Below are 22187 nucleotides of genomic sequence, written 5' to 3'. Positions count from 1 at the left end.
ATTTTATGAATCATTTCAACCTCAAATCTTTAACTTTTTACGGAGTAGCAATAACTTCAGTGCTAGTGTTGTTTAAAACTGTAACAGTCTACGGGGAAAACAATCTCAAGGCTCCTCCTCCAATTAACGGTCGGTATCGTCTAACCTTGTCAGAGAATTTGCCTAACTGTGAAAAATCGGATACTCTGACGTTAAACATCCAGCAGTCGGGTATTTACTTAAATGCCTCTGTATTACCGGCAAACGCTAACCCCGATACTGACGAAAAGCACTCTCTGGCAGGCATCTTCCGAAATCAACAGTTAAATTTATCTGGAAAAGTTGGTAAATCAATCCTTTGTAATATTCCTCGCCCCCAAAATGATCCTCTGAACTTAGTCACAATTCAAATGCAACTTGTGGATAAAGGTAATATGACAGGCCAGTTAACCGTAAATGGCATTCCACAACCTCTGAAATTTACTGCTGTGCCCCAAAAAGCTAATTGAATTAGGAGTGGGTAAAAACGCGATTCATCGCGTCTACGGGATTGGAAGCGCGAAGTAAACACCAATGTGAGCGCATTGTATGGGTTTTATGGAGCAGATAAAAAGAATGGATCAGGGATTAAAGACTAGGCAATTTTGCCAATGGCGCAAGCAGCTATTTAGCATCAGTCTATTAGGCTTTTGTGCAGCGATCGCGCTTGAAACTTGCACTACTGCTGCGACACCAGTGGCAAAGCTAGAAAATTGGCGTTTTTCCTCCAAGACACAGCAACTCGAAATCACCCTCTCAGCAGGCACAACCCCCCGTTATTTCTACCTAGCCCAACCATCTCGGCTTATTGTAGATTTACCGAATACTAAGTTGGGCAAAGTTACCACACAACAAAATTATTCTGGAGCAATCAAAAGCATTCGCGTTTCTCAACTGAACGCAAATGACACACGCATTGTCCTAGATTTAGCACCAGGGAGTGTTTTAAATCCTAAACAGATACAACTGCAACCCGTTTCTCGAAAAAACCCCACTCGCTGGGTATTACGTCCGGTTATTTCTGGTAAAACTACTGCCATGAAACCGGGGAACTCCCCACCTTCACCCAAGAAACAACCTCAAACACCCAAAAATTCGTCTACTAATCTACCCGTAACCACTACTAATTTACAAGCGCCCTTACTCACAGTTCCGCCTATATCAAATAACCTACCCTCAACAATCACTAATAACTCAGGGCAGCCTTTTGTAACCGTACCTCCCCTAACTTCTAATACATCCTCTCAACAACCTGCTTTGATTCTTCCGCCTCCTTCTTTCCCAACTCAACCCAGCAACTTGAATAGCATTCCTCCTTTCGGTATGTCGGAATTTCCAGTTCCAACCATCCCCAATGTTCCTAATCCCCAGGTAATCGAGTTTGGTCAACCCCTTCCTAAAAATAGATAGGGAGCAGGGGGAGCAGGGGGAGCAGGGGGAGCAGGGGGAGCAGGGGGAGAAGAGTTAATAACCAATGCCCCATGCCCCATTCCCAATTCCCAATTCTAAAATCTGTCAGTTTCTTGAGGTGTTCCAACTGCTCCTGGTTGAGCCGTGAAAAAGTTTTGAGCAGCTTCATTCTGATATATACACCTTATATCAGGTTTGTCACTGTCTAAATTACCTGTAAAGCCAAAGGTGTTCAGGCGATTTTTGCATTCATTTACCTGATCATTAGTCACCAGCTTACGTTGCTCTAAAAGCGCCCAGTTATTTTGTCGGATCACACATCCAGGACGCATACTCGGCTGGGCAACATAGACATTGAAGGGGTTGAGAGTTACGAACAGTCTAGCGTCCATCACCATCGCGCTGGCTCCGTACTGCACACAAATCTCAGGGTTAGGTGCTTTCAAATCAATGAATTCACGAGAAGCCACATTTGATGGCGCCAACGTGGTTGTAGAACTAAAAGCAATGCCAATCCCAATTCCCAAAATCAACACCCCTCCCATAATTGCGATGGTGAAGAGGTTAAAAATTGGAGATTGGAAAATAGAGGGTTTAGAAGTAGTAGCCGATTTACCAGTAGGTTTACGTCTCATTGTTGCTTAATCACCTTCACGCCGATTTGGAAGGGAGTGGTCTAAAGTTTTCTCCCTCTTTCAGTATGCCTATTCTTAACTGTAATTGTCTGCGAGTTCTTGGGCAGTATTCTTCTTAAATCATAAAAATAGGAACTTATCTAGATATCTGGACAGAATTTCAACCTTGTCGGCTATCGTTTCCATCTTGAAGAATTGGTGAATTTTTTTGTTTATTTGCTGATTAAGGAATTGTTATTATTTTTGTGCTGCTTCACATGCAAATCATAGAGCTACTGAATTTTTAATTTCTATATTTTATTAACCAATAGTAGCATATTTTTAATATCTATCAGATTGTCTTGATTCAATTTGCAAAAATTATGCAGTGATAATGCTTGAATTAGCTAGCTTGATGTTTGTAATTTTGCGAAAAGTCTGAGCAGGAGAAACCTGTATTTATAACTTTCCCAGAGGAATTTTTCGTATTCCTATGAAATATTTTTGTTACCCCTGGTAATTGATGTGTTAAACCATGTAAATTAAAATTTAATAAAGTTTTAATAACTAATTAGAAGCAAGTGGCATCTCAAAGAGCATTATTTTCAAGCAAGAAGTTCAAAACTTCGCAACTTCAAATCCTTCTAGCTGATAGTCTCACTATTTTTTGGGGAGATTGGTTAGATTTACGTGTCAGAATCGTACAAGTTGCTGCATCAGGCTTAATTTCCCCACTAATATATATTTTAGCTTTTGGCTTGGGTTTGGGTAGTTCCATCAAACCAGGCTCAGGGATTAGTGGTAACTATAACAACTATTTGGAATTCATATTACCGGGAATGGTGGCGCTATCGTCGATGACAATTAGCTTTGGTGGAACGACATTTTCGATTTGTGGAGACAGACTATTTACCAAAACCTTTGAGGAATTGTTGTTAACTCCTATACATCCCTTAGCGTTACATATCGGAAAAATGCTGGCGGGAGTAGTGCGGGGGTTGATGACATCGGGTTCGGTGATTCTGGTAGCGGTGCTATTGACTGGAAACTGGAATTTTCTCAACCCACTATTTCTATTATTGGTAGTGTTGAATTGTTCGGTATTTGCTGGGTTAGGCGTGATTGTGGGATTGAGTGTGCGATCGCTCGAATCAGTTGGACTCTACAACAACTTTATAATTATCCCCATGTCATTCTTAGGAGCCACCTTCTTTGACCCAGGTACATTACCAGATGCCCTCAAAGTCGTAGTTTACCTGTTACCACTCACCTACGCCAGCATCGGACTACGTGCAGCGGCCCATTTACCTTTGTCTCAGTTCCCTTGGTACAGCATACCGATTTTGCTAGTGATTGCGATCGCTCTTTCTCTCTGGGGTGCTTATAAATTCGCTCACCAACAAGATTAAAACCTTGATTACAACCTGTGCTTCAACTGTTGAATTTCTTCCTCAAAATCAGAAAGTCGTTTGCCATAGTCTCTAAACCTTATAACCATTCCAGATACCCACTTATACCGTTTCTGGAACAAATTCCAGAATGAATTTATGCTGATCCGTCCCGCTAGCACAGATGACGTACCCGCAGTTTTCCCAATGGTTGCCAAAATTTCTGCCTTGCACCAGTCGTGGGATTCTGCCAAGTATGGTTTTGTGCAAAATCCAGAACAGCGTTATGAACAATGGTTGACACGTTTGGCAAATAGCGATCGTAGTGTATTTCTAGTATCCGAAAGTGAAGGACAACTTGTAACTTTTCTGGTGGCGACAATTGAGCAAGAAATACCAATTTATCGGTTACAGGAATTTGCTTTTATTCATGATATCTGGGTTGAGCCGGAATATCGCCAAAACGGAATTGCGCGGCAGATGGTGATGCTAACTGTTGAACGCTTTCATCAGATGGGCGTTAAGCAAATTCGTCTAGATACAGCAATTGCTAATGAGGCTTCACGGCAGTTATTTGCATCTTGTGGTTTTCGAGTCAGCATTATTGAAATGCTGATTGAATTGAGTCATTAGTCATGAGCAAATGACTAATGACTAATCACAAAGGACTAACTAGCTAACAGAGTTTTTTCTAGAGAAGTCCAACGGAAGGCGCGATCGCCACCTCTCTCAATGACTACTCTTACTCGTGGTTCTAGCTGAGGCAAATTCGTTAAATACTCAAGTTCCTCATTGGAAAGAATATGCCCTTCAATAATCCACAAAACCAGCCCCTTTGACTTTGGTGGTAGCTGTTCTAGATGAGAATTGATAATTGGTGGCAAATAGTACACATGGCCTACTGCCGCACCACTACCATTACTTTTTTTACCAAGATGAGGAGGTCTGACTCCATGAATTCGTGTGAGATACGTAGCTATGTCGCCCAACCCTTTGGCGGTAATGTGGAGGGTAGTATAGCCAGCTGCGCGTAGTCGGCGCTGATATCGACCTTCATAACCCCCTTCCAGAGGTACATACACGCCAAGAGCGCCAAATTTTTCCAGATCGCGCATTAAACCGTTGCCAGTGGTAATTAGTGCCATAGATTTTCGTGTTATCCCACTTAGATATTTCTATTATTTACCCTGAACTGATAGATTAAAAGCATTTTCTTTGGGAAGTGGGGAAGAGCCAGAGGGGCAGGGAGCAGGGAGCAGGGGGAAAAGGGAAACTTTGTCCACTGCAAAGCGCACCCTGCCCCAATCCCTCTTTTCCACCCCCCTTGCGCCCTGCCCCCTGCCTCCCTGCTCCACTGCTTCTTCCCCACTTCCCAAAAATAACTCTATAAATTACTAGACAAACATAAATAAATAATTTATATTATTAGATTGTGACCAAAAACGCAAATTAGACCCACTTCTTACTGTCATTTTGAGATAGTGTTAGTATCAGAAACTGATGACTCAATCCAAATTGGATAATCTAACTAAGATTGATCATAGACTGGTAAACTAAGAAAGCTTTCAGGTCAACATTGGAGCTTATGGACGAAAAATTAAAGCCAATCCAAAGCTCCAGAGTACAGTTACTCCTATGCGTCTGAAAAAGCAGGCGAAATCTTAAACAATAGTTTAAGGTGTTTAAGGAAGTAAAAACTGAGCAGCAATGTTGGTTTCATGGCATTACGTCAGTCTCAGTTAACGGATACTGGGTGGTAAAAACCGCTTAAGTCCAACTGCAACACGGCAGTAGCCAATCTCCGGGAAGCCGTCTTATGGGCGTCTAAAAATCGGAAAACCCGCCGACAGCGCTGCCTCCAGAAAGTGCCAGAGCAATTGCTTGGACGAAAGCATTGCTGCACACAGCTTAAAGCTGTAGCGCCTTGCATTGATTCCAGAAGTTACTCCTTCCCAATGGGAAGGGACTTGTGGCTGTTCTGGTGATCTAGTGAGTGAAGCTAAACAGATTCACCAAGCAGTACGGACACGGTTTGTTGTGTCCGAAAGCATTTGGAGCGGTTTATTTTAAACCATTCCAAATTTCGCAGGCTAACCCAGCCTAAATTGATGCGTACAAAGCGTGTCCTCTAGAGTCCAATTCCAAGGTCAGCAAGTAGAAAGGAGAACCAGTTACTGTGTCTGTAGGTATTCTCGGCACCAAGCTGGGCATGACCCAAATATTTGACGAAGCAGGAGTAGCTATTCCTGTGACTGTCATTCAAGCAGGGCCATGCACCGTTACACAAGTTAAAACGAAACAAACCGACGGTTACTTTGCCATTCAAGTTGGTTTTGGCGAAGTCAAACCAAAGGCACTGAACAGACCACTACTGGGTCATTTAGCTAAATCATCTGCCCCAGCATTGCGTCACCTAAATGAATATCACACCGAAAGTTCTGGTGATTATGCTTTAGGTCAAGAGATTAAAGCAGATATTTTTAGTGCAGGTCAGATTGTCGATGTAGTCGGCACAAGCATCGGTCGCGGCTTTGCGGGTAACCAGAAGCGTAACAACTTTGGTCGGGGGCCCATGTCCCACGGTTCCAAAAACCACAGAGCGCCAGGTTCTATTGGTGCTGGTACAACACCAGGTCGTGTCTATCCAGGTAAGCGGATGGCAGGCCGTTTAGGTGGCAAACGTATCACAATCCGTAAGCTGACCATAGTGCGAGTTGATGCAGAACGCAACTTATTACTTATTAAAGGAGCAATTCCTGGTAAACCGGGCGCTCTAGTAAGTGTTGTGCCTGCAAAAATAGTGGGATAGTCAAAAGTCATTAGTCAAGAGTCATTAGTCATTAGTCATTGGCTAAGGACAAATGGCAAAAGACAAATGACAAATGACAAATGACAAAGGACAAATAACAAAGATGGTTGAAAGCGTAGTTAAAAATTGGCAAGGAGAACAGGTCGGCGAGACGACCTTCGAGTTGCGCGTTGCCAAGGAAGAAACAGCGTCTCATATTGTGCATCGCGCCTTGGTACGGCAATTGACTAATGCTCGTCAAGGAAATGCCAGTACAAAAACTCGTGCTGAAGTCAGAGGCGGTGGCCGTAAACCTTGGCGGCAAAAAGGTACTGGTCGCGCTCGTGCAGGGTCTATTCGTTCACCACTGTGGCGTGGTGGTGGTGTAATCTTTGGACCAAAGCCTAGAGACTTCGACCTGAAGTTGAACCGCAAGGAGCGACGTTTAGCACTGCGGACAGCATTTGTGGGTCGTATTGAAGACTTGATCGTAGTAGAAGAATTTAGCACCGAGCTATCTCGCCCGAAGACAAAAGACTTAGTGGCAGCACTTGCCCGTTGGGGAGTAGTGCCAGAAAGCAAGGCACTGTTAATTTTGTCTGAAATTGCGGATACAGATAATGTTTATTTGTCAGCCCGCAACATTGAAAATTTAAAACTAATTGCAGCCGACCAGCTAAATGTTTTTGATTTACTGCACGCTGACAAAATTGTAGTTACGGCATCAGCCCTAGAAAAAATTCAGGAGGTCTACAGTGCCTAGCTTTGACCCCCGCGACCTTGCCGACTTAGTGCGTCGCCCAATAGTCACCGAGAAAGCGACTATCTTGATGGAGCAGAATAAGTACACGTTTGAAGTAATTCCAAAGGCATCTAAGCCAGAAATCAAGGCTGCGATTGAAGACTTGTTTCAGGTCAAGGTTGTAAAAGTCAACACAACCTTACCACCGCGTAAAAAGCGGCGTGTTGGCAAATTTATCGGTTATAAGCCCCAATATAAGCGAGCCATTGTTACCGTCGCCCCTGGGGATGAAGACAAGATTAGACAAGTTCTATTCCCAGAAGTCTAGGAATTTTAGATTTTAGATTTTAGATTTTAGATTGAGGAGTTTACTTAATAAGTCCCCAAGATGGTCGCAATTAGTTAAACACTCATTAAATCCAAAATCCAAAATTCAAAATCCAAAATTAAGTAAATCCAAAATCCAAAATCCAAAATAGATTATGGGTACTCGTTCTTATCGCCCTTATACCCCCAGCACTCGCCAAGTTACAGTTTCTGACTTTGCGGAAATCACAAAAACCGAGCCAGAAAAATCCCTAACTACCTCGAAGCATCGCGCTAAAGGTCGGAATAATACCGGGCGGATTACCAGTCGTCGCCGGGGTGGCGGACACAAACAACTTTACCGGATCATCGATTTTAAAAGGGATAAACATAATATTCCTGCCAAAGTCGCAGCAGTTGAATACGATCCTAACCGCAATGCCCGAATTGCCCTTTTGTATTACCAAGATGGCGAAAAACGTTATATCCTCCATCCCAACGGGTTGAAAGTTGGAACAATAATTATTTCTGGGCCTGAAGCTCCCTTTGAAGATGGTAATGCTTTACCTCTTTCAAGGATTCCCTTGGGTACTGGTGTTCACAACGTAGAACTGACTCCTGGCAAAGGTGGTCAAATCGTGCGTGCTGCTGGTGCTAGCGCTCAAGTTGTGGCAAAAGAAGGTAATTATGTAACTCTCAAGTTGCCTTCAGGAGAAGTCCGCTTGATTCGGCGCGAATGCTACGCCACCATTGGGCAAGTAGGCAACACCGATGCGAGAAACCTGAGTGCAGGTAAAGCAGGACGAAATCGCTGGAAAGGTCGCCGTCCTAAGGTTAGAGGTAGCGTCATGAACCCAGTGGATCACCCACATGGTGGTGGTGAGGGTAGGGCACCTATCGGTAGATCAGGACCTGTTACACCTTGGGGTAAACCCACATTGGGCGCGAAGACACGCAATCGTAAGAAACTTAGCAGCAAATTGATTATCCGTCGTCGCCGTAAGTCTTCCAAACGCGGTCGCGGTGGTCGTGAGTCTTAAAGAGTTAGGAGTTAAGAGTTAAGAGTTATAAGTTGAGAGTAAAATCTAACTCCTAATTCCTCACTCCTCACTCCCCACTCATAATTCCTAAATCCTAAATCCAAAATTGAACTATGGGTCGTTCTCTAAAAAAAGGTCCTTTCGTTGCGGATCATCTCCTAAAGAAAATTGAAAAGCTCAACGACAACAACAGAAAAGAAGTTATTAAAACTTGGTCAAGAGCTTCGACAATTTTGCCTCTAATGGTAGGTCATACCATAGCTGTTCACAACGGACGACAACACGTTCCAGTTTTTGTAAATGAACAGATGGTAGGACACAAGTTGGGTGAATTTGCGCCGACACGCACCTACAGAGGTCATGGAAAAAGCGACAAAAAAGCAGGTAGGTAGTCATTAGTCATGAGTCATTAGTCAGGAGCTGAAAGACAAATGACAAATGACAAACGACAAATGACAAAATTGGAGAAAATTATGGCTACTAATACTACTGAAGTAAAAGCGATCGCTCGTTTTATCCGCATCTCGGCCTACAAAGTGCGTCGGGTACTCGATCAAATTCGCGGGCGATCGTACCGTGAAGCATTAATCATCCTAGAATTCATGCCCTATCGCGCCACTGAACCCATATTGAAGGTTCTCAGAAGCGCTGCTGCCAATGCCGAACACAACGCTGGGTTAGATCGGACTCAACTAGTGATTACTCAGGCTTATGCTGATCAAGGGCCACCATTAAAGCGGTTCCAACCAAGAGCGCAAGGTCGAGCTTACCAAATTCGCAAGCCGACGTGTCATATTACTGTGGCTGTTGGAGCCGCCCCAGAAAAATAAGCACGCTTACACGAATAAATTACGTAAAGTAAGAAATCTTAGAGGAAGCATTCGTGGGACAGAAGATTCATCCAGTTGGTTTTCGCCTGGGTATTACACATGAACATCAATCCCGTTGGTTTGCTGTTGCTGATCGTTATCCAGAACTTTTACAAGAAGACTACAAACTGCGTCAATATATAGAACAAAAGCTGGGTAGGCAGGCTCAAAACAACGCCGGGATTTCCGAAGTTCGGATTGAGCGCAAAGCCGACCAAATCGACTTAGAAGTACGCACAGCTAGACCAGGTGTAGTAGTGGGCCGTGGTGGGCAAGGCATTGAATCCTTACGTACCGGACTCCAAGGATTGTTAGGTAGTAATCGCCAAATTCGCATTAACGTAGTTGAAGTTCAACGAGTTGATGCTGATGCCTATCTAATTGCCGAATATATTGCTCAACAATTAGAACGCCGAGTATCCTTTCGGCGGGTAGTGCGGCAATCGATTCAACGGGCCCAACGCGCTGGTGTTCAAGGGATTAAAATCCAAGTCAGCGGTCGGCTCAACGGTGCAGAAATTGCCCGGACAGAGTGGACTCGTGAAGGTAGAGTACCTTTACATACGTTACGGGCTGACATTGACTACTCTTATTGCACGGCAAAGACTGTTTACGGCATTCTGGGCATCAAAGTATGGGTGTTTAAGGGAGAAATTATTCCTGGACAGGAAGAAACCCCCCTACCACCTGCAAGCCGCGAACGTGAACGCGATCCCCGCGATCGCGATCGTGAACCCCGTCGTCGTCAACAACAACGTCGTCGCCAGCAATTTGAAGACCGCTCAAATGAAGGATAAATCGTCATTAGTCATTAGTCATTAATAAATGGCAGATGACAAATGACATAGACGCCCTTTGGCGGCTTCCCGTAGGGTAGGACAAATGACAAATGACAAGTAACAAACCATGTTAAGCCCTAGAAGAACTAAATTCCGCAAACAACAGCGCGGACGGATGGAGGGACTAGCCACCCGTGGTAGCACCCTCAACTTCGGTGATTTTGCACTCCAAGCGCAAGAACCTGCTTGGATTACCTCCCGGCAAATCGAGGCTTCTCGTCGGGCAATGACCCGTTATATTCGTCGGGGTGGACAAATCTGGATTCGGATTTTCCCTGATAAACCTGTAACCATGCGTCCTGCTGAAACCCGGATGGGTTCCGGTAAAGGTAATCCAGAGTTTTGGGTAGCTGTAGTCAAGCCAGGACGAATTTTGTTTGAAATCGGTGGGGTTTCGGAAGAAATCGCCCGTGAAGCTATGCGTTTGGCTTCATTTAAATTGCCTATAAAAACTAAGTTTATTGTGCGCTCTCAACCACAGGAGCAGGAGTAGCTTATGCCTCTTCCCAAGATTTCAGAAGCAAGAGAATTAAGTGACGAAAAACTTTCTGAAGAAATTGTCGCGATCAAAAGACAACTATTTCAGTTGCGCTTACAAAAAGCTACAAGACAACTAGAAAAGCCTCACCAGTTCCGACAAATGCGACACCGCCTAGCCCAGTTGCTAACGCTAGAGACAGAACGCAAACGGGCAGCAAGTCAATCGGCTAAAGAAGAAAAGTAGGAGATTATGGCAGTTAAAGAACGAGTTGGCTTGGTAGTGAGCGATAAAATGCAAAAAACTGTGGTAGTAGCCATAGAAAACCGCGCTCCTCACCCCAAGTACGGCAAAATTGTGGTTAACACCCAACGATATAAAGTTCACGACGAAGAAAATAAGTGTAAAGTAGGCGATCGCGTTCGCATTCAGGAAACAAGACCCCTGAGCAAAACCAAGCGCTGGAAAATCACAGAAGTCCTGAACGTCAAGCCTACTTAAACCTCATCGTTGTTAGAAACTAACAACATTACAAGGGAGAATAATTGTGATTCAACCCCAGACTTACCTGAATGTCGCAGATAATAGCGGTGCCCGTAAACTAATGTGCATCCGCATCTTAGGCGGAGGCAACCGTCGTTATGGTTTTATCGGCGATAAGATTATCGCCGTTGTCAAAGATGCTACACCTAACATGGCTGTAAAAAAGTCTGATGTTGTGGAAGCAGTAATTGTCCGCACTCGTAAAGCTGTATCTCGTGACAGCGGTATGAGCATTCGCTTTGATGATAACGCTGCTGTGATCATCAACAAAGATGGTAATCCCAGAGGCACACGGGTTTTTGGCCCAGTTGCACGGGAACTGCGCGATAAAAACTTTACCAAAATCGTTTCTCTGGCTCCGGAGGTGCTTTAATGGCAACCAAACAGGGTACGCCCAAAGTATTCCACAAAATGCACGTCAAAACTGGCGACACCGTACAAGTGATTGCTGGCAAAGACAAAGGAAAAGTTGGTGAAATTATCCAGGCACTTCCCCAACTGAGTAAAGTCATCGTCAAAGGTGTAAACATTAAAACCAAGCACGTCAAACCCCAGCAAGAAGGGGAATCTGGGCGAATTATGACCCAAGAGTTCCCAATTCATAGCTCTAACGTAATGCTTTATTCCACCAAGCAAAACGTTGCCAGTCGTGTTTGTTATACCTTTACCTCAGAAGGCAAAAAAGTCAGAAAACTCAAGAAAACTGGCGAGATTCTGGATAAATAGTCATTAGTCATTAGTCATTAGTCATTAGTTATTAGTAAAAAGACAAATAACAAAAGACAAAGGACAAATAACAAAGGACAATAAAAGTTCCCTGACCAAGCCCAGGGATATCAGGACAAAAAACTATGGCGACAACAAGACTCAAAAGCTTATATCAAGAGACAATCGTCCCCAAACTGATTAATCAGTTTCAATATACCAACGTTCATCAAGTACCGAAGTTGGTAAAAGTTACTATTAACCGGGGTTTGGGTGAAGCAGCTCAAAATGCGAAGTCGCTGGAAGCATCCATTAATGAAATTGCCTTGGTCACGGGTCAAAAACCAGTGGTGACACGGGCGAAAAAGGCGATCGCTGGCTTTAAGATTCGTCAAGGGATGCCTGTAGGGATCATGGTTACTCTCAGAGCCGAACGGATGTATGCCTTTTTCGACAGACTAGTTAGTTTGTCATTACCCAGAATTCGAGATTTTCGCGGCGTTAGCGCTAAAAGCTTTGACGGACGCGGTAACTACACTCTGGGTGTCAGAGAACAGCTAATTTTTCCAGAAGTCGAATACGACAGCATCGATCAAGTGCGTGGGATGGATATTTCCATCATCACCACAGCAAAAAACGACGAAGAGGGACGCGCCTTACTTAAAGAATTAGGAATGCCCTTTCGCGATCAATAAGTTCATCTATAGAGGGAACGATGGCGGCTAACGACACAATTGCAGATATGCTGACGCGCATCCGCAATGCCAACCTGGCGCGGCATCAAACTACACAAGTGCCAGCTACAAAAATGACTCGGAGCATTGCCAAAGTGCTACGGGAGGAAGGCTTTATTGCTGAAATCGAAGAAGCAGAAGAAGGGGTAAAACACAATCTGGTGATTTCCCTGAAATATAAGGGTAAAAACCGTCAACCTCTGATCACCGCCTTAAAGCGAGTGAGTAAGCCTGGCTTGCGTGTTTATTCCAACAGAAAAGAATTACCAAGGGTACTAGGCGGCATTGGCATTGCCATTATTTCTACATCCAGTGGCATTATGACTGACCGCGAAGCGCGGCGTCAGAACTTGGGTGGCGAAGTGCTTTGTTACGTTTGGTAGTCATTGGTCATTAGTCATTTGTCATTAGTCATTAGTGAAAGACAAAAGACAAAAGGCAAAGGACAAATAACAAAGGACAAAAAGTCATGTCTCGGATCGGTAAACGTCCAATTACTATTCCCGCCAAAGTTCAAGTGGCGATCGATGGTACGAATATTGTAGTGAAAGGCCCGAAAGGAGAACTTTCTCGCACTCTCACACCTAATGTTTCACTCTCTCAAGAGGGAGACATATTACAGGTAAATCGTCGGGATGAAACTCGGACTTCAAAGCAGCTGCACGGCTTAAGCCGCACTTTAGTTGCGAACATGGTCGAGGGAGTTTCCCAAGGTTTTCAGCGCCGTTTAGAAATTCAAGGTGTTGGTTACCGGGCACAACTTCAAGGGCGTAACCTACTTTTAAATATGGGTTACAGCCATCCGGTGCAAATTGAACCACCAGATGGAATTCAATTTGCAGTTGAAGGTACCACTAACGTCATTGTCAGTGGCTATGACAAAGAAATCGTCGGTAACACAGCCGCCAAAATTCGTGCCGTTCGTCCACCAGAACCTTACAAAGGTAAAGGCATTCGCTATGCCGGTGAAGTGGTCAGACGGAAAGCTGGTAAGACTGGTAAGGGTGGTAAGAAGTAGAAATGAAACTTACTCGTAGAGAATCAAAAAACCGTCGTCATCGACGTGTTCGTGGCAAAGTTATTGGCTCGCCAGAACGTCCCCGTTTAGCGGTATTTCGTTCTAATGAACATATTTACGCCCAGATAATTGATGATACTCAGCATCAAACCATCGTGGCCGCATCGACTGTAGAACCAGAGTTGAAATCTAGTTTAGCGTCATGTGCAAACCGCGACGCATCGGTGCAAGTTGGTAAGTTGATCGCAGTGCGATCGCTAGAAAAAGGCATCACCAAAGTAGTCTTTGATCGCGGTGGTAATTTATATCATGGTCGTGTTAAAGCACTAGCTGATGCAGCCCGCGAAGCTGGTTTAGATTTCTAAAGTCATTGGTCATTAGTCATTGGTCATTGGTTATTGGACAAATGACAAATGACAAAAGACAAATGACAGCTGACAAATGACGTTCATCAGAGCACTAAATTATGGCAACAGAGCGTAAAAGTAGAACAAAGCGTGCCAAAAAAGAAGAAACCACTTGGCAAGAACGGGTTATCCAAATCCGACGCGTAAGTAAAGTGGTTAAAGGTGGTAAAAAACTCAGCTTCCGAGCGATCGTTGTTGTCGGTAACGAACGCGGTCAAGTTGGTGTCGGAGTAGGCAAAGCCTCAGATGTAATTGGCGCCGTCAAAAAAGGCGTAGCCGACGGCAAAAAACACCTCATTGATATCCCCATCACCAAATCCAACTCCATCCCCCATCCCATTAATGGTGTCGGTGGCGGTGCGAAAGTGATGATGCGCCCAGCCTCACCTGGTACTGGGGTAATTGCTGGTGGTGCTGTGCGGACTGTGCTGGAATTGGCAGGAGTTCGTAACGTATTAGCCAAGCAACTTGGCTCTAACAATCCGCTCAATAATGCTAGAGCCGCAGTCAATGCCTTATCTACACTGCGGACTCTTGCTGAAGTCGCGGAAGATCGCGGTATTCCTATTGAAAGTCTCTACATTTAGTAGAGTCCCACTTACAGAGCTTTTGTGTAAACAAGAACTAATTACATCATGAGACTCAACGATGTTAAGCCGCAAAAAGGCTCAAAGAAACGCAAGAAGCGTGTAGCCAGAGGTATTTCTGCCGGTCAAGGTGCCAGTGCTGGTTTAGGTATGCGAGGTCAAAAATCTCGTTCTGGTAGTGGTACTCGGCCAGGTTTTGAAGGTGGTCAACAGCCGTTGTACCGCCGCTTACCTAAGCTGAAGGGCTTTCCGATTGTTAATCAGAAGATTTACACTACGATTAATGTAGAGAAGCTAGCCTCTCTTCCTGCTAATACGGAAGTAACTTTGACCTCCTTGAAAGCCGCAGGTATCCTGACTGCTGTCAAGGGACCATTGAAAATTTTAGGTAACGGGGAATTGAGCATTCCGCTCAAGGTACAAGCGGCAGCTTTCACAGGTTCAGCTCGTAGCAAAATTGAGGCAGCTGGTGGTAGTTGTGAAGTCTTATGAGTGAGCCGGAACAGCGCACTTAAATGGAAGCCAACTCGCTGTCAGCGCCTGGTTCACTATAAAGGTAGCACTCTATGATCAGTCGAGATAAAGCCCCAACGGCTCAAGAAACTTTTATGCAGATGGCGCAAGCAGCCGGACTCAGAGGTAGGCTGCTTGTCACTGTCGGTATTTTAATTTTGGTTCGCCTGGGTATATTCTTACCCGTACCAGGCATTGATAGACCTAGATTTGCCGAAGCCATATCGGGAAATAATTCCATATTTGGCTTATTGGATATATTTTCCGGGCGAGGACTTTCGACTTTGGGAGTCTTTGCTTTAGGAATTTTGCCCTTCATTAATGCGTCTATTATCATCCAATTGCTCACCGCAGCGATTCCATCTTTAGAAAATTTACAGAAAAATGAAGGCGAAGCAGGTCGGCGTAAAATATCGCAAATTACCCGCTATGTCACTGTAGTTTGGGCAATTCTACAAAGTACAGCTTTTTCGGCATTATTCATCCAGCAATTCGCCTTAAAGCCAGGGCCAATTTTCGTAGCTGAAACTGCGATCGCTCTGACTGCTGGTTCCATGTTCGTAATGTGGGCATCAGAACTGATTACAGAACGTGGTATTGGTAACGGAGCATCATTGTTGATTTTTGTCAATATTGTCGCGTCATTACCAAAAGCCTTAGGCGATACCATCGACTTGGTGCAAGTCGGTGGTCGGGAAACAGTGGGGCGTGTGATAGTGCTGCTCTTAGTTTTCCTAGCAACAATTGTTGGTATTGTAATTGTGCAAGAAGGAATGCGCCGCATCCCGATTATTTCGGCTCGTCGCCAAGTAGGTCGGCGAGTATTGGCAGAGCAGCGTAGCTATCTGCCCCTGCGCTTAAATCAAGGCGGCGTGATGCCAATTATTTTTGCCGCTGCCATCCTCAGTTTGCCACTGCTGATCGCCAACTTTACTAAAAATGCCGAATTGGCCAATATAGTTAACACTTATTTGAGTCCAGGTGGTTCTAGCTCCTGGGTCTATGCCTTGGTCTACATGATTTCCATCGTTTTCTTCAGCTACTTCTATTCTTCCTTGATTCTCAACCCGGTAGATGTGGCGCAGAACTTGAAGAAAATGGGTTCTAGTATTCCTGGAATTCGTCCCGGCAAGGCAACTAGCGAGTATATCGAACGCGTGTCCAACCGACTCACTTTTTTGGGTGCGATCTTTTTGGGCTTGGTTGCGATTATCCCTACCGCCGTGGAAAGCGCTTTGAATGTGAAAACTTTCCAGGGAATAGGTGCTACCTCTTTATTAATTTTAGTGGGTGTGGCAATTGAGACAGCCAAACAAGTCCAAACTTATGTCATCTCTCAGCGCTATGAAGGAATGGTGAAATAATAGTGACGCGATTAATCTTCTTGGGACCACCTGGAGCGGGTAAAGGAACACAAGCTCAAACTTTGGCTGAACACTTGAATATTCCCCATATTTCTACTGGTGAAATCTTAAGACAAGCCATGAAAGAGCAAACTCATTTGGGAATCAAGGCTCAAGGTTATGTTGATAGCGGTGAGTTAGTACCCGATCAGCTAGTGCAGGACTTGGTACAGGAGCGCCTCAGTCAACCAGATGCCAAAAATGGTTGGATTCTTGATGGTTTTCCCCGCAAAGTAACCCAAGCAGGTTTTCTAGAGAAGTTACTGGAAGAAATACATCAGAGTGGCGAAAGGGTAGTCAATCTAGATGCACCAGATGAAGTTGTGATTGCACGTTTGCTAGCTAGAGGACGAAAAGATGATACCGAAGAGGTGATTCGTCGTCGTTTGGAAGTGTACCGCGCTGAAACTGCACCTTTAATTGATTATTACGGCGATCGCAAAAAACTTCTAACAGTCAATGGTAATCAGTCCCAAGAAGATGTCACTAGTGAACTACAAAGGGTAATTGCTTCCTGAAAGGGGAGTAGGGAATGGAGAGTAGGCAATGGGTAATAGGAAATTTACCAATACAGACGCTATTAATCGCGTCTCTCTCCACTCCCCATGCCAAGAAAAAGATCAATTTTAGCTAAGATATATTAATAAACTGTTGATATATTTCTTAAAGTGTGTTCAGTTGCAGATAAAGTACTGCAACTGAACACGAAATTGTTGAGTTGAGGAAAAAACAAATTGTCTAAGCAAGATTTGATTGAAATGGAAGGCACGGTTACAGAGTCCCTGCCCAATGCGATGTTTCGCGTTGACTTGGACAATGGCTTTAACGTGCTAGCTCACATTTCCGGCAAGATTCGCCGAAATTATATCAAGATTTTGCCCGGTGATCGCGTCAAGGTAGAGCTAACTCCTTATGACTTGAGCAAAGGCAGAATTACTTATCGATTAAGAAAGAAGTAAGTATATGTAGAGAATTTTACCATAAAACCATTTTTTTGGCTGTTTGCTAGTCATTTAACTGGATTAATTTCCCTAGAAATGCTATAATTTTATATTTGGAGTCAAAAAATAAAAGGCATGAAAGTTAGAGCCTCAGTCAAGAAAATTTGTGAAAAGTGCAACGTGATCAAACGTCGTGGTCGCGTTATGGTGATCTGCGTGAACCCCAAGCACAAGCAACGTCAAGGATAACACTCTTACCAACAGAGTGAGTTGTAGCACGCATATCATCATTAAAACGAAAAAACGCGATTAATCACGTTTTTCCAACCAACAGTAATTGCGAGAACAATAGGGAGAGTTCATTGTGGCACGTATTGCCGGAGTAGACCTTCCACGCGATAAGCGCGTTGAGATCGGTCTGACTTACATCTACGGAATTGGGTTATCACGCGCTCAAGAAATTATAGCGGCTACTGGTGTGAACCCAGACATTCGCGTTAAGGACTTAAGTGATGCCGATGTGACAGCCCTAAGAGGGGAAATAGAAGCCAACTATCAAGTTGAAGGCGACTTGCGGCGCTTGGAGTCTTTGAACATCAAGCGCTTAGTTGACATTGGTACCTACAGAGGTCGTCGTCATCGCATGGGCTTACCAGTCAGAGGACAAAGAACTCGCACCAATGCCAGAACCCGTCGAGGGAGAAGGCAGACAGTGGCTGGGAAGAAGAAGGCTCCAGGGAAATAATTTTGCAACGCTTGCTAATCCGAGCAAGTTTTACCTTAAATCAACTAAACAAGTATGGCGAGACAACCAACTAAAAAAACCGGGAGCAAGAAGCAGAAACGGAATGTACCCAGTGGGATGGCCTACATCCAGTCTACTTTCAACAATAGCATTGTCACCATTACCGATCAAAATGGAGATGTCATCTCCTGGGCTAGTGCTGGTTCTAGCGGTTTTAAGGGAGCAAAAAAGGGAACTCCCTTTGCAGCGCAAACTGCTGCTGAAAGTGCAGCCCGTAGAGCCATTGATCAAGGAATGCGCCAAATTGAGGTAATGGTCAGTGGGCCAGGAGCAGGTAGAGAAACCGCTATCCGGGCGCTTCAAGGAGCAGGACTGGAAATTACGCTCATTCGGGATATTACCCCCATTCCTCACAATGGTTGCCGTCCACCCAAGCGCCGTCGAGTTTAAACCCCAAGACTTGGGCATTGAGTAAGAGAAGCTACAACCAAAGTAAGTAAAATTACTTTCAATGAACGATTGGGCGTCTAACGTGCAAATTGTCATTGTGTGAAAGCTTGGGCGACCGAAAATGAGTCAGATTTCCCAAAGGGAAAGCTGTTAAACTTCGGTAACCCAAAATATTATTAGCACCTGCAAGCTAAAAGGTAGTGTCAAACTATACCGTAATTTTATACTAATAGTTTGATATACCTAATAATCTACAGGACATAAATTCAATTCGGGAGGCAATTGATTTGTCTGCTAGCAGCACCTTAGAAAAAGGGAGGCTCATCCGTGGCGCAGTTTCAGATTGAATGTGTAGAGTCTAATACTGAAGAAAGTCGGAACCATTACAGTAAATTTGTTCTGGAACCTCTAGAACGCGGTCAAGGAACAACGGTTGGCAATGCACTGCGGCGAGTTTTACTCTCCAACCTAGAAGGTACAGCAGTTACAGCAGTGCGGATTGCAGGCGTTTCACACGAGTTTGCTACAGTTCCGGGCGTGCGGGAAGATGTGCTGGAAATCCTCATGAAAATGAAGGAAGTTATCCTCAAAAACTATTCCTCGCAGCCTCAGATTGGTAGATTACTCGTTACCGGACCAGCAACAATCACTGCGGCACATTTTGATTTGCCCAGTGAAGTAGAAGTCATCGATCCGACTCAGTATGTAGCCACCATCGCTGAGGGTGGAAAGCTGGAAATGGAATTTCGGATTGAGAAAGGTAAAGGCTATCGCACCGTAGAGCGAGGACGTGAGGAAGCCACATCGTTGGACTTTCTGCAAATCGACTCAATATTTATGCCGGTGCGAAAAGTCAACTATAGTGTTGAAGAATCTCGTGGGGAAGGCTTGATTCCAAAAGACCGACTGCTGTTGGAAGTTTGGACAAATGGCAGTATTTCCCCCCAGGAAGCACTATCTTCGGCTGCTGGAATCTTGGTAGATTTATTCAACCCGTTGAAAGACATCTCCCTAGAACCAACAGACACAGGTTCAGAGATTCCAGACGACCCAACTGCCCAGATACCCATCGAAGAGTTGCAACTTTCTGTGCGGGCATATAACTGTCTCAAACGGGCACAAGTTAACTCTGTGGCAGATTTGTTGGATTATACCCAAGAAGACCTCTTAGAAATTAAGAACTTTGGGCAGAAATCAGCAGAAGAGGTCGTGGAAGCTTTGCAGCGACGCTTGGGCATCACCCTGCCAATGGAAAGAGGCTCTAAACACCCTTAAAAAAACCGTTCATAATTCATAGTGCATAATTATGCGTCACCGTTGTCGCGTCAAAAAACTCAGTAAACCAGCCGATCAACGCCGTGCTCTACTGCGATCGCTCGCCACCGAGCTGATCCGTCATGGTAAGATCACCACCACTTTAATTAGAGCAAAAGTTCTGCGAAGTGAAGTGGAAAAAATGATTACTCTAGCTAAAAATGGCTCCTTGGCAGCACGCCGGGAAGCTCTTGGCTATATCTTCGACAAACAACTGGTTCACGCTCTATTTGAGCAAGCTCCAACTCGATATGGCGATCGCCAGGGCGGTTATACCCGCATCCTGCATACCGTACCGCGTCGGGGCGATAATGCAAAAATGGCAATAATTGAATTGGTTTAAGTCATTTAGTCATTGGTTATTGGTCATTAGTCATTGGTCATTAGTGAATAACAAAGGACAACTGACAAAGGACAAATGACGAAGGACAAAGGACAAAATCTGTATGTTAGAAAGCCACCAGCCTACACAAACTCATCGAGTAGCCTTGGTAATACAATACCTAGGCACTCATTTTCATGGCTGGCAACGGCAAAAGCAACATCGGACAGTCCAAGAAGAGATCGAAATTGCGATCGCTACTATTCTTGGGTATCATGTAACACTACATGGTGCCGGGCGAACCGATTCTGGAGTTCACGCTGCTGCTCAAGTAGCTCATTTTGAAGCCACAGGTTTAATTCCGCCTCACAAATGGGCAACAATCCTAAATAGCTATCTGCCGCCAGATATATTAATCAGGGCTTCAGCTAGTGTAGATAACCGTTGGCACGCTCGCTTTAGTGCAGCCTATCGGCGGTATCGCTACACAATATATACTGAAGATCGGCTTAACTTGTTTGTAAGACCCTTCAGTTGGCATTATTATTATGCACCCCTGGATGAATCTTTAATCCAAGCTGCCTTGAAACCTCTCTTGGGAAAGCATCACTTAGCTGCTTTTCACCGTGCAGGCTCAAAGCGATCGCATTCCTGGGTAGAGGTGCAAGCAGCAGAGTGTCGTCGCAGTGGGCCATTTATCCATATTGAAATACAGGCAGATGGATTTTTGTATGGCATGGTACGGCTATTGGTAGGGATGCTGGTACAAGTAGGTTCTGGACAACGAACACTTTCTAGCTTCACCGAACTCTGGAAAGAACAACGTCGAGAAGAAGTGAAACACGCCGCACCGCCCCAAGGCTTATGCTTGTTGCGAGTCGGCTATCCAGATTTTCCCTTTCCAAAAGAGATTTGGTACGACACCTTGCCAAAGTTCGTCACTAGTCAAGAGTCATTAGTCATTGGTTCTTAGTAACTACAAATGACAAAAGACAAATGACTAATGACAAATTAAAAATGACAAAGGACAAATGACAAATGACAACAGTTAAAACATACCTTCCTTCTCAAGCAACCCTTGAGCGTGAGTGGTACATAGTAGATGCCACCGATAAACGCCTCGGTCGCCTCGCTAGCGAAATCGCCCAGGTATTGAGAGGCAAAAAGAAACCGGAATATACACCCCATCTAGATACAGGTGACTTCGTAATCGTCATTAATGCCGAGAAAGTAGCAGTCACAGGCAAAAAGCGCACTCAAAAGCTTTACCGCCGCCATTCTGGTCGTCCCGGTGGGATGAAAACCGAAACTTTCGCTAAACTGCAAGAGCGCATACCAGAGCGGATTTTAGAACAAGCTGTTAAAGGTATGCTACCTAAAAATAGCCTCGGTAAGCAGTTGTTCACCAAGCTAAAAGTTTACGCTGGTCCTACGCATCCCCATGATGCTCAAAAACCTAAAGAACTAAAAGTTAGTACAATTCCTGGAGAAGAAAATTAATGGTAGTAGCAGATGCTAATAGCGGTCGCGCCGTATACTGGGGTACTGGTCGTCGTAAGAACGCAGTAGCACGGGTACGCTTGGTTCCAGGCAGCGGTCAGCTGACTGTGAACGGTAAAGATGGAAACTTGTATTTCCAATTTAACCCCAACTACCTGGGAGTCATTAAAGCACCCCTGGAAACTCTGGGATTAGAAAATGAATATGACATTTTGGTAAAAGCAGAAGGTGGCGGCTTGACCGGACAGGCTGATTCTGTTCGTTTGGGAGTTGCTCGTGCTTTGTGCCAACTAGATCCAGACAACCGCCCACCTTTGAAAACCGAAGGTTACTTGACTCGCGATCCGAGAGCAAAAGAGCGGAAGAAATATGGTTTACATAAAGCTCGGAAAGCGCCTCAGTACTCTAAGCGTTAGGGAATTGGGCATGGGGCATTGGGCATGGGGCATCTCCCCACTCCCTAGCTTCAATTGAACGCTGAAAGTTATAATTTATATAGATTCATCACAAAAA

The 22187-nt window shown here is 44.6% G+C and carries 35 protein-coding genes; 33 read left to right on the top strand and 2 right to left on the bottom strand.

The features are described 5' to 3' along the window. Nucleotides 1–5: 5 nt before the first annotated feature. A complete protein-coding gene (locus tag LC608_RS14985; protein WP_229554285.1) occupies nt 6–488 on the top strand; it encodes a hypothetical protein in 483 nt (160 codons plus the stop codon). 106 nt (nt 489–594) lie between these two features. Beyond that, nucleotides 595–1428, top strand: a complete 834-nt coding sequence (locus LC608_RS14980) for an AMIN domain-containing protein (protein WP_229554284.1) — start codon at nt 595–597, stop codon at nt 1426–1428. Nucleotides 1429–1523: 95 nt separating this feature from the next. On the opposite strand, the gene LC608_RS14975 is transcribed toward LC608_RS14980, so the two are convergent. Next, nucleotides 1524–2063, bottom strand: a complete 540-nt coding sequence (locus LC608_RS14975; RefSeq protein ID WP_229554283.1) for a DUF3172 domain-containing protein — start codon at nt 2061–2063, stop codon at nt 1524–1526. 560 nt (nt 2064–2623) lie between these two features. On the opposite strand from LC608_RS14975, the gene LC608_RS14970 reads away from it, so the two are divergent. After that, nucleotides 2624–3451 carry an ABC transporter permease gene (locus LC608_RS14970; protein ID WP_229554282.1) on the top strand — a complete coding sequence of 276 codons (828 nt, stop codon included), beginning with the start codon at nt 2624–2626 and terminating at the stop codon, nt 3449–3451. Between the two features lie 138 nt (nt 3452–3589). Then, nucleotides 3590–4063: a GNAT family N-acetyltransferase gene (locus tag LC608_RS14965; protein ID WP_229554281.1), complete on the top strand. Its 474-nt coding sequence runs from the start codon at nt 3590–3592 to the stop codon at nt 4061–4063. Between the two features lie 35 nt (nt 4064–4098). Here LC608_RS14965 and LC608_RS14960 read toward each other — a convergent pair whose 3' ends face one another. Beyond that, on the bottom strand, nt 4099–4575 hold the full coding sequence (locus LC608_RS14960; protein ID WP_229554280.1) for an NAD(P)H-quinone oxidoreductase subunit N: 477 nt from the start codon (nt 4573–4575) through the stop codon (nt 4099–4101). Between the two features lie 1031 nt (nt 4576–5606). Here LC608_RS14960 and rplC point away from each other — a divergent pair. The 29 genes from rplC to rpsI all read left to right on the top strand — a co-directional run bounded on the left by rplC (nt 5607) and on the right by rpsI (nt 22090). Further along, nucleotides 5607–6239: a 50S ribosomal protein L3 gene (rplC, locus tag LC608_RS14955; RefSeq protein WP_229554279.1), complete on the top strand. Its 633-nt coding sequence runs from the start codon at nt 5607–5609 to the stop codon at nt 6237–6239. Between the two features lie 103 nt (nt 6240–6342). Further along, entirely contained in the window at nt 6343–6981 is a 639-nt protein-coding gene (gene rplD / locus LC608_RS14950) for a 50S ribosomal protein L4 (protein ID WP_229554341.1), read from the top strand. Beyond that, entirely contained in the window at nt 6974–7288 is a 315-nt protein-coding gene (locus tag LC608_RS14945; RefSeq protein ID WP_069070779.1) for a 50S ribosomal protein L23, read from the top strand. Before rplD ends, LC608_RS14945 begins: the two co-directional genes overlap by 8 nt. A gap of 154 nt (nt 7289–7442) precedes the next feature. Further along, the gene (gene rplB, locus LC608_RS14940) at nt 7443–8306 is read left to right on the top strand and encodes a 50S ribosomal protein L2 (RefSeq protein WP_100901241.1); all 864 of its coding nucleotides are present in this window, start codon (nt 7443–7445) and stop codon (nt 8304–8306) included. 113 nt (nt 8307–8419) lie between these two features. Next, complete coding sequence (gene rpsS, locus LC608_RS14935) at nt 8420–8698, top strand: 30S ribosomal protein S19 (RefSeq protein WP_012410721.1); 279 nt, start codon at nt 8420–8422, stop codon at nt 8696–8698. An 81-nt stretch (nt 8699–8779) separates the two neighbouring features. Then, nucleotides 8780–9136: a 50S ribosomal protein L22 gene (rplV, locus tag LC608_RS14930; RefSeq protein ID WP_012410720.1), complete on the top strand. Its 357-nt coding sequence runs from the start codon at nt 8780–8782 to the stop codon at nt 9134–9136. A gap of 53 nt (nt 9137–9189) precedes the next feature. After that, nucleotides 9190–9972, top strand: a complete 783-nt coding sequence (gene rpsC / locus LC608_RS14925) for a 30S ribosomal protein S3 (RefSeq protein WP_229554278.1) — start codon at nt 9190–9192, stop codon at nt 9970–9972. 109 nt (nt 9973–10081) lie between these two features. Next, nucleotides 10082–10507 (top strand): 50S ribosomal protein L16, encoded by a 426-nt coding sequence (rplP, locus tag LC608_RS14920; RefSeq protein ID WP_012410718.1) that lies wholly within the window; start codon nt 10082–10084, stop codon nt 10505–10507. Nucleotides 10508–10510: 3 nt separating this feature from the next. Continuing rightward, nucleotides 10511–10738, top strand: a complete 228-nt coding sequence (gene rpmC, locus LC608_RS14915; RefSeq protein WP_100901243.1) for a 50S ribosomal protein L29 — start codon at nt 10511–10513, stop codon at nt 10736–10738. A 6-nt stretch (nt 10739–10744) separates the two neighbouring features. Next, the gene (gene rpsQ / locus LC608_RS14910) at nt 10745–10993 is read left to right on the top strand and encodes a 30S ribosomal protein S17 (protein WP_100901244.1); all 249 of its coding nucleotides are present in this window, start codon (nt 10745–10747) and stop codon (nt 10991–10993) included. Nucleotides 10994–11039: 46 nt separating this feature from the next. Continuing rightward, entirely contained in the window at nt 11040–11408 is a 369-nt protein-coding gene (gene rplN, locus LC608_RS14905; protein ID WP_069070772.1) for a 50S ribosomal protein L14, read from the top strand. Beyond that, on the top strand, nt 11408–11761 hold the full coding sequence (gene rplX, locus LC608_RS14900) for a 50S ribosomal protein L24 (protein WP_190910324.1): 354 nt from the start codon (nt 11408–11410) through the stop codon (nt 11759–11761). Before rplN ends, rplX begins: the two co-directional genes overlap by 1 nt. A 125-nt stretch (nt 11762–11886) precedes the next feature. Beyond that, nucleotides 11887–12435 carry a 50S ribosomal protein L5 gene (gene rplE / locus LC608_RS14895; RefSeq protein ID WP_229554277.1) on the top strand — a complete coding sequence of 183 codons (549 nt, stop codon included), beginning with the start codon at nt 11887–11889 and terminating at the stop codon, nt 12433–12435. Between the two features lie 20 nt (nt 12436–12455). Next, nucleotides 12456–12857, top strand: a complete 402-nt coding sequence (rpsH, locus tag LC608_RS14890; protein WP_012410712.1) for a 30S ribosomal protein S8 — start codon at nt 12456–12458, stop codon at nt 12855–12857. An 86-nt stretch (nt 12858–12943) separates the two neighbouring features. Beyond that, the gene (gene rplF / locus LC608_RS14885; protein ID WP_229554276.1) at nt 12944–13492 is read left to right on the top strand and encodes a 50S ribosomal protein L6; all 549 of its coding nucleotides are present in this window, start codon (nt 12944–12946) and stop codon (nt 13490–13492) included. A gap of 2 nt (nt 13493–13494) precedes the next feature. Then, the gene (rplR, locus tag LC608_RS14880) at nt 13495–13857 is read left to right on the top strand and encodes a 50S ribosomal protein L18 (RefSeq protein WP_099101131.1); all 363 of its coding nucleotides are present in this window, start codon (nt 13495–13497) and stop codon (nt 13855–13857) included. Nucleotides 13858–13958: 101 nt separating this feature from the next. Next, nucleotides 13959–14486 carry a 30S ribosomal protein S5 gene (gene rpsE, locus LC608_RS14875; protein WP_100901249.1) on the top strand — a complete coding sequence of 176 codons (528 nt, stop codon included), beginning with the start codon at nt 13959–13961 and terminating at the stop codon, nt 14484–14486. Between the two features lie 48 nt (nt 14487–14534). Next, complete coding sequence (gene rplO, locus LC608_RS14870; protein ID WP_229471862.1) at nt 14535–14978, top strand: 50S ribosomal protein L15; 444 nt, start codon at nt 14535–14537, stop codon at nt 14976–14978. A 74-nt stretch (nt 14979–15052) separates the two neighbouring features. After that, on the top strand, nt 15053–16363 hold the full coding sequence (gene secY / locus LC608_RS14865; protein WP_229554275.1) for a preprotein translocase subunit SecY: 1311 nt from the start codon (nt 15053–15055) through the stop codon (nt 16361–16363). A gap of 2 nt (nt 16364–16365) precedes the next feature. Further along, nucleotides 16366–16920, top strand: coding sequence for an adenylate kinase (locus LC608_RS14860; RefSeq protein ID WP_229554274.1), 555 nt, complete (start codon nt 16366–16368; stop codon nt 16918–16920). 216 nt (nt 16921–17136) lie between these two features. Then, nucleotides 17137–17361 (top strand): translation initiation factor IF-1, encoded by a 225-nt coding sequence (infA, locus tag LC608_RS14855; protein WP_006196724.1) that lies wholly within the window; start codon nt 17137–17139, stop codon nt 17359–17361. 117 nt (nt 17362–17478) lie between these two features. Continuing rightward, nucleotides 17479–17592, top strand: a complete 114-nt coding sequence (gene rpmJ, locus LC608_RS14850) for a 50S ribosomal protein L36 (protein ID WP_015129703.1) — start codon at nt 17479–17481, stop codon at nt 17590–17592. A 115-nt stretch (nt 17593–17707) separates the two neighbouring features. Then, nucleotides 17708–18088, top strand: a complete 381-nt coding sequence (gene rpsM, locus LC608_RS14845; protein WP_229554273.1) for a 30S ribosomal protein S13 — start codon at nt 17708–17710, stop codon at nt 18086–18088. 54 nt (nt 18089–18142) lie between these two features. Beyond that, complete coding sequence (gene rpsK, locus LC608_RS14840) at nt 18143–18538, top strand: 30S ribosomal protein S11 (protein WP_069070761.1); 396 nt, start codon at nt 18143–18145, stop codon at nt 18536–18538. Between the two features lie 327 nt (nt 18539–18865). Then, a complete protein-coding gene (locus LC608_RS14835; protein ID WP_229554272.1) occupies nt 18866–19813 on the top strand; it encodes a DNA-directed RNA polymerase subunit alpha in 948 nt (315 codons plus the stop codon). Between the two features lie 31 nt (nt 19814–19844). Continuing rightward, nucleotides 19845–20195 carry a 50S ribosomal protein L17 gene (gene rplQ / locus LC608_RS14830; protein ID WP_100901254.1) on the top strand — a complete coding sequence of 117 codons (351 nt, stop codon included), beginning with the start codon at nt 19845–19847 and terminating at the stop codon, nt 20193–20195. A 103-nt stretch (nt 20196–20298) separates the two neighbouring features. Continuing rightward, nucleotides 20299–21147 (top strand): tRNA pseudouridine(38-40) synthase TruA, encoded by an 849-nt coding sequence (truA, locus tag LC608_RS14825; protein ID WP_229554271.1) that lies wholly within the window; start codon nt 20299–20301, stop codon nt 21145–21147. 65 nt (nt 21148–21212) lie between these two features. Continuing rightward, nucleotides 21213–21674: a 50S ribosomal protein L13 gene (gene rplM / locus LC608_RS14820; RefSeq protein ID WP_229554270.1), complete on the top strand. Its 462-nt coding sequence runs from the start codon at nt 21213–21215 to the stop codon at nt 21672–21674. Further along, the gene (gene rpsI, locus LC608_RS14815) at nt 21674–22090 is read left to right on the top strand and encodes a 30S ribosomal protein S9 (protein ID WP_229554269.1); all 417 of its coding nucleotides are present in this window, start codon (nt 21674–21676) and stop codon (nt 22088–22090) included. The genes rplM and rpsI overlap by 1 nt, the downstream gene beginning before the upstream one ends. The last annotated feature ends 97 nt before the right edge of the window (nt 22091–22187 follow it).

The sequence above is a fragment of the Nostoc sp. XA010 genome (assembly GCF_020829625.1).
Taxonomy (GTDB): domain Bacteria; phylum Cyanobacteriota; class Cyanobacteriia; order Cyanobacteriales; family Nostocaceae; genus Nostoc.
Note: the sequence above shows the minus strand (reverse complement) of the source record. Positions and strands in the feature narration are given on the sequence as shown.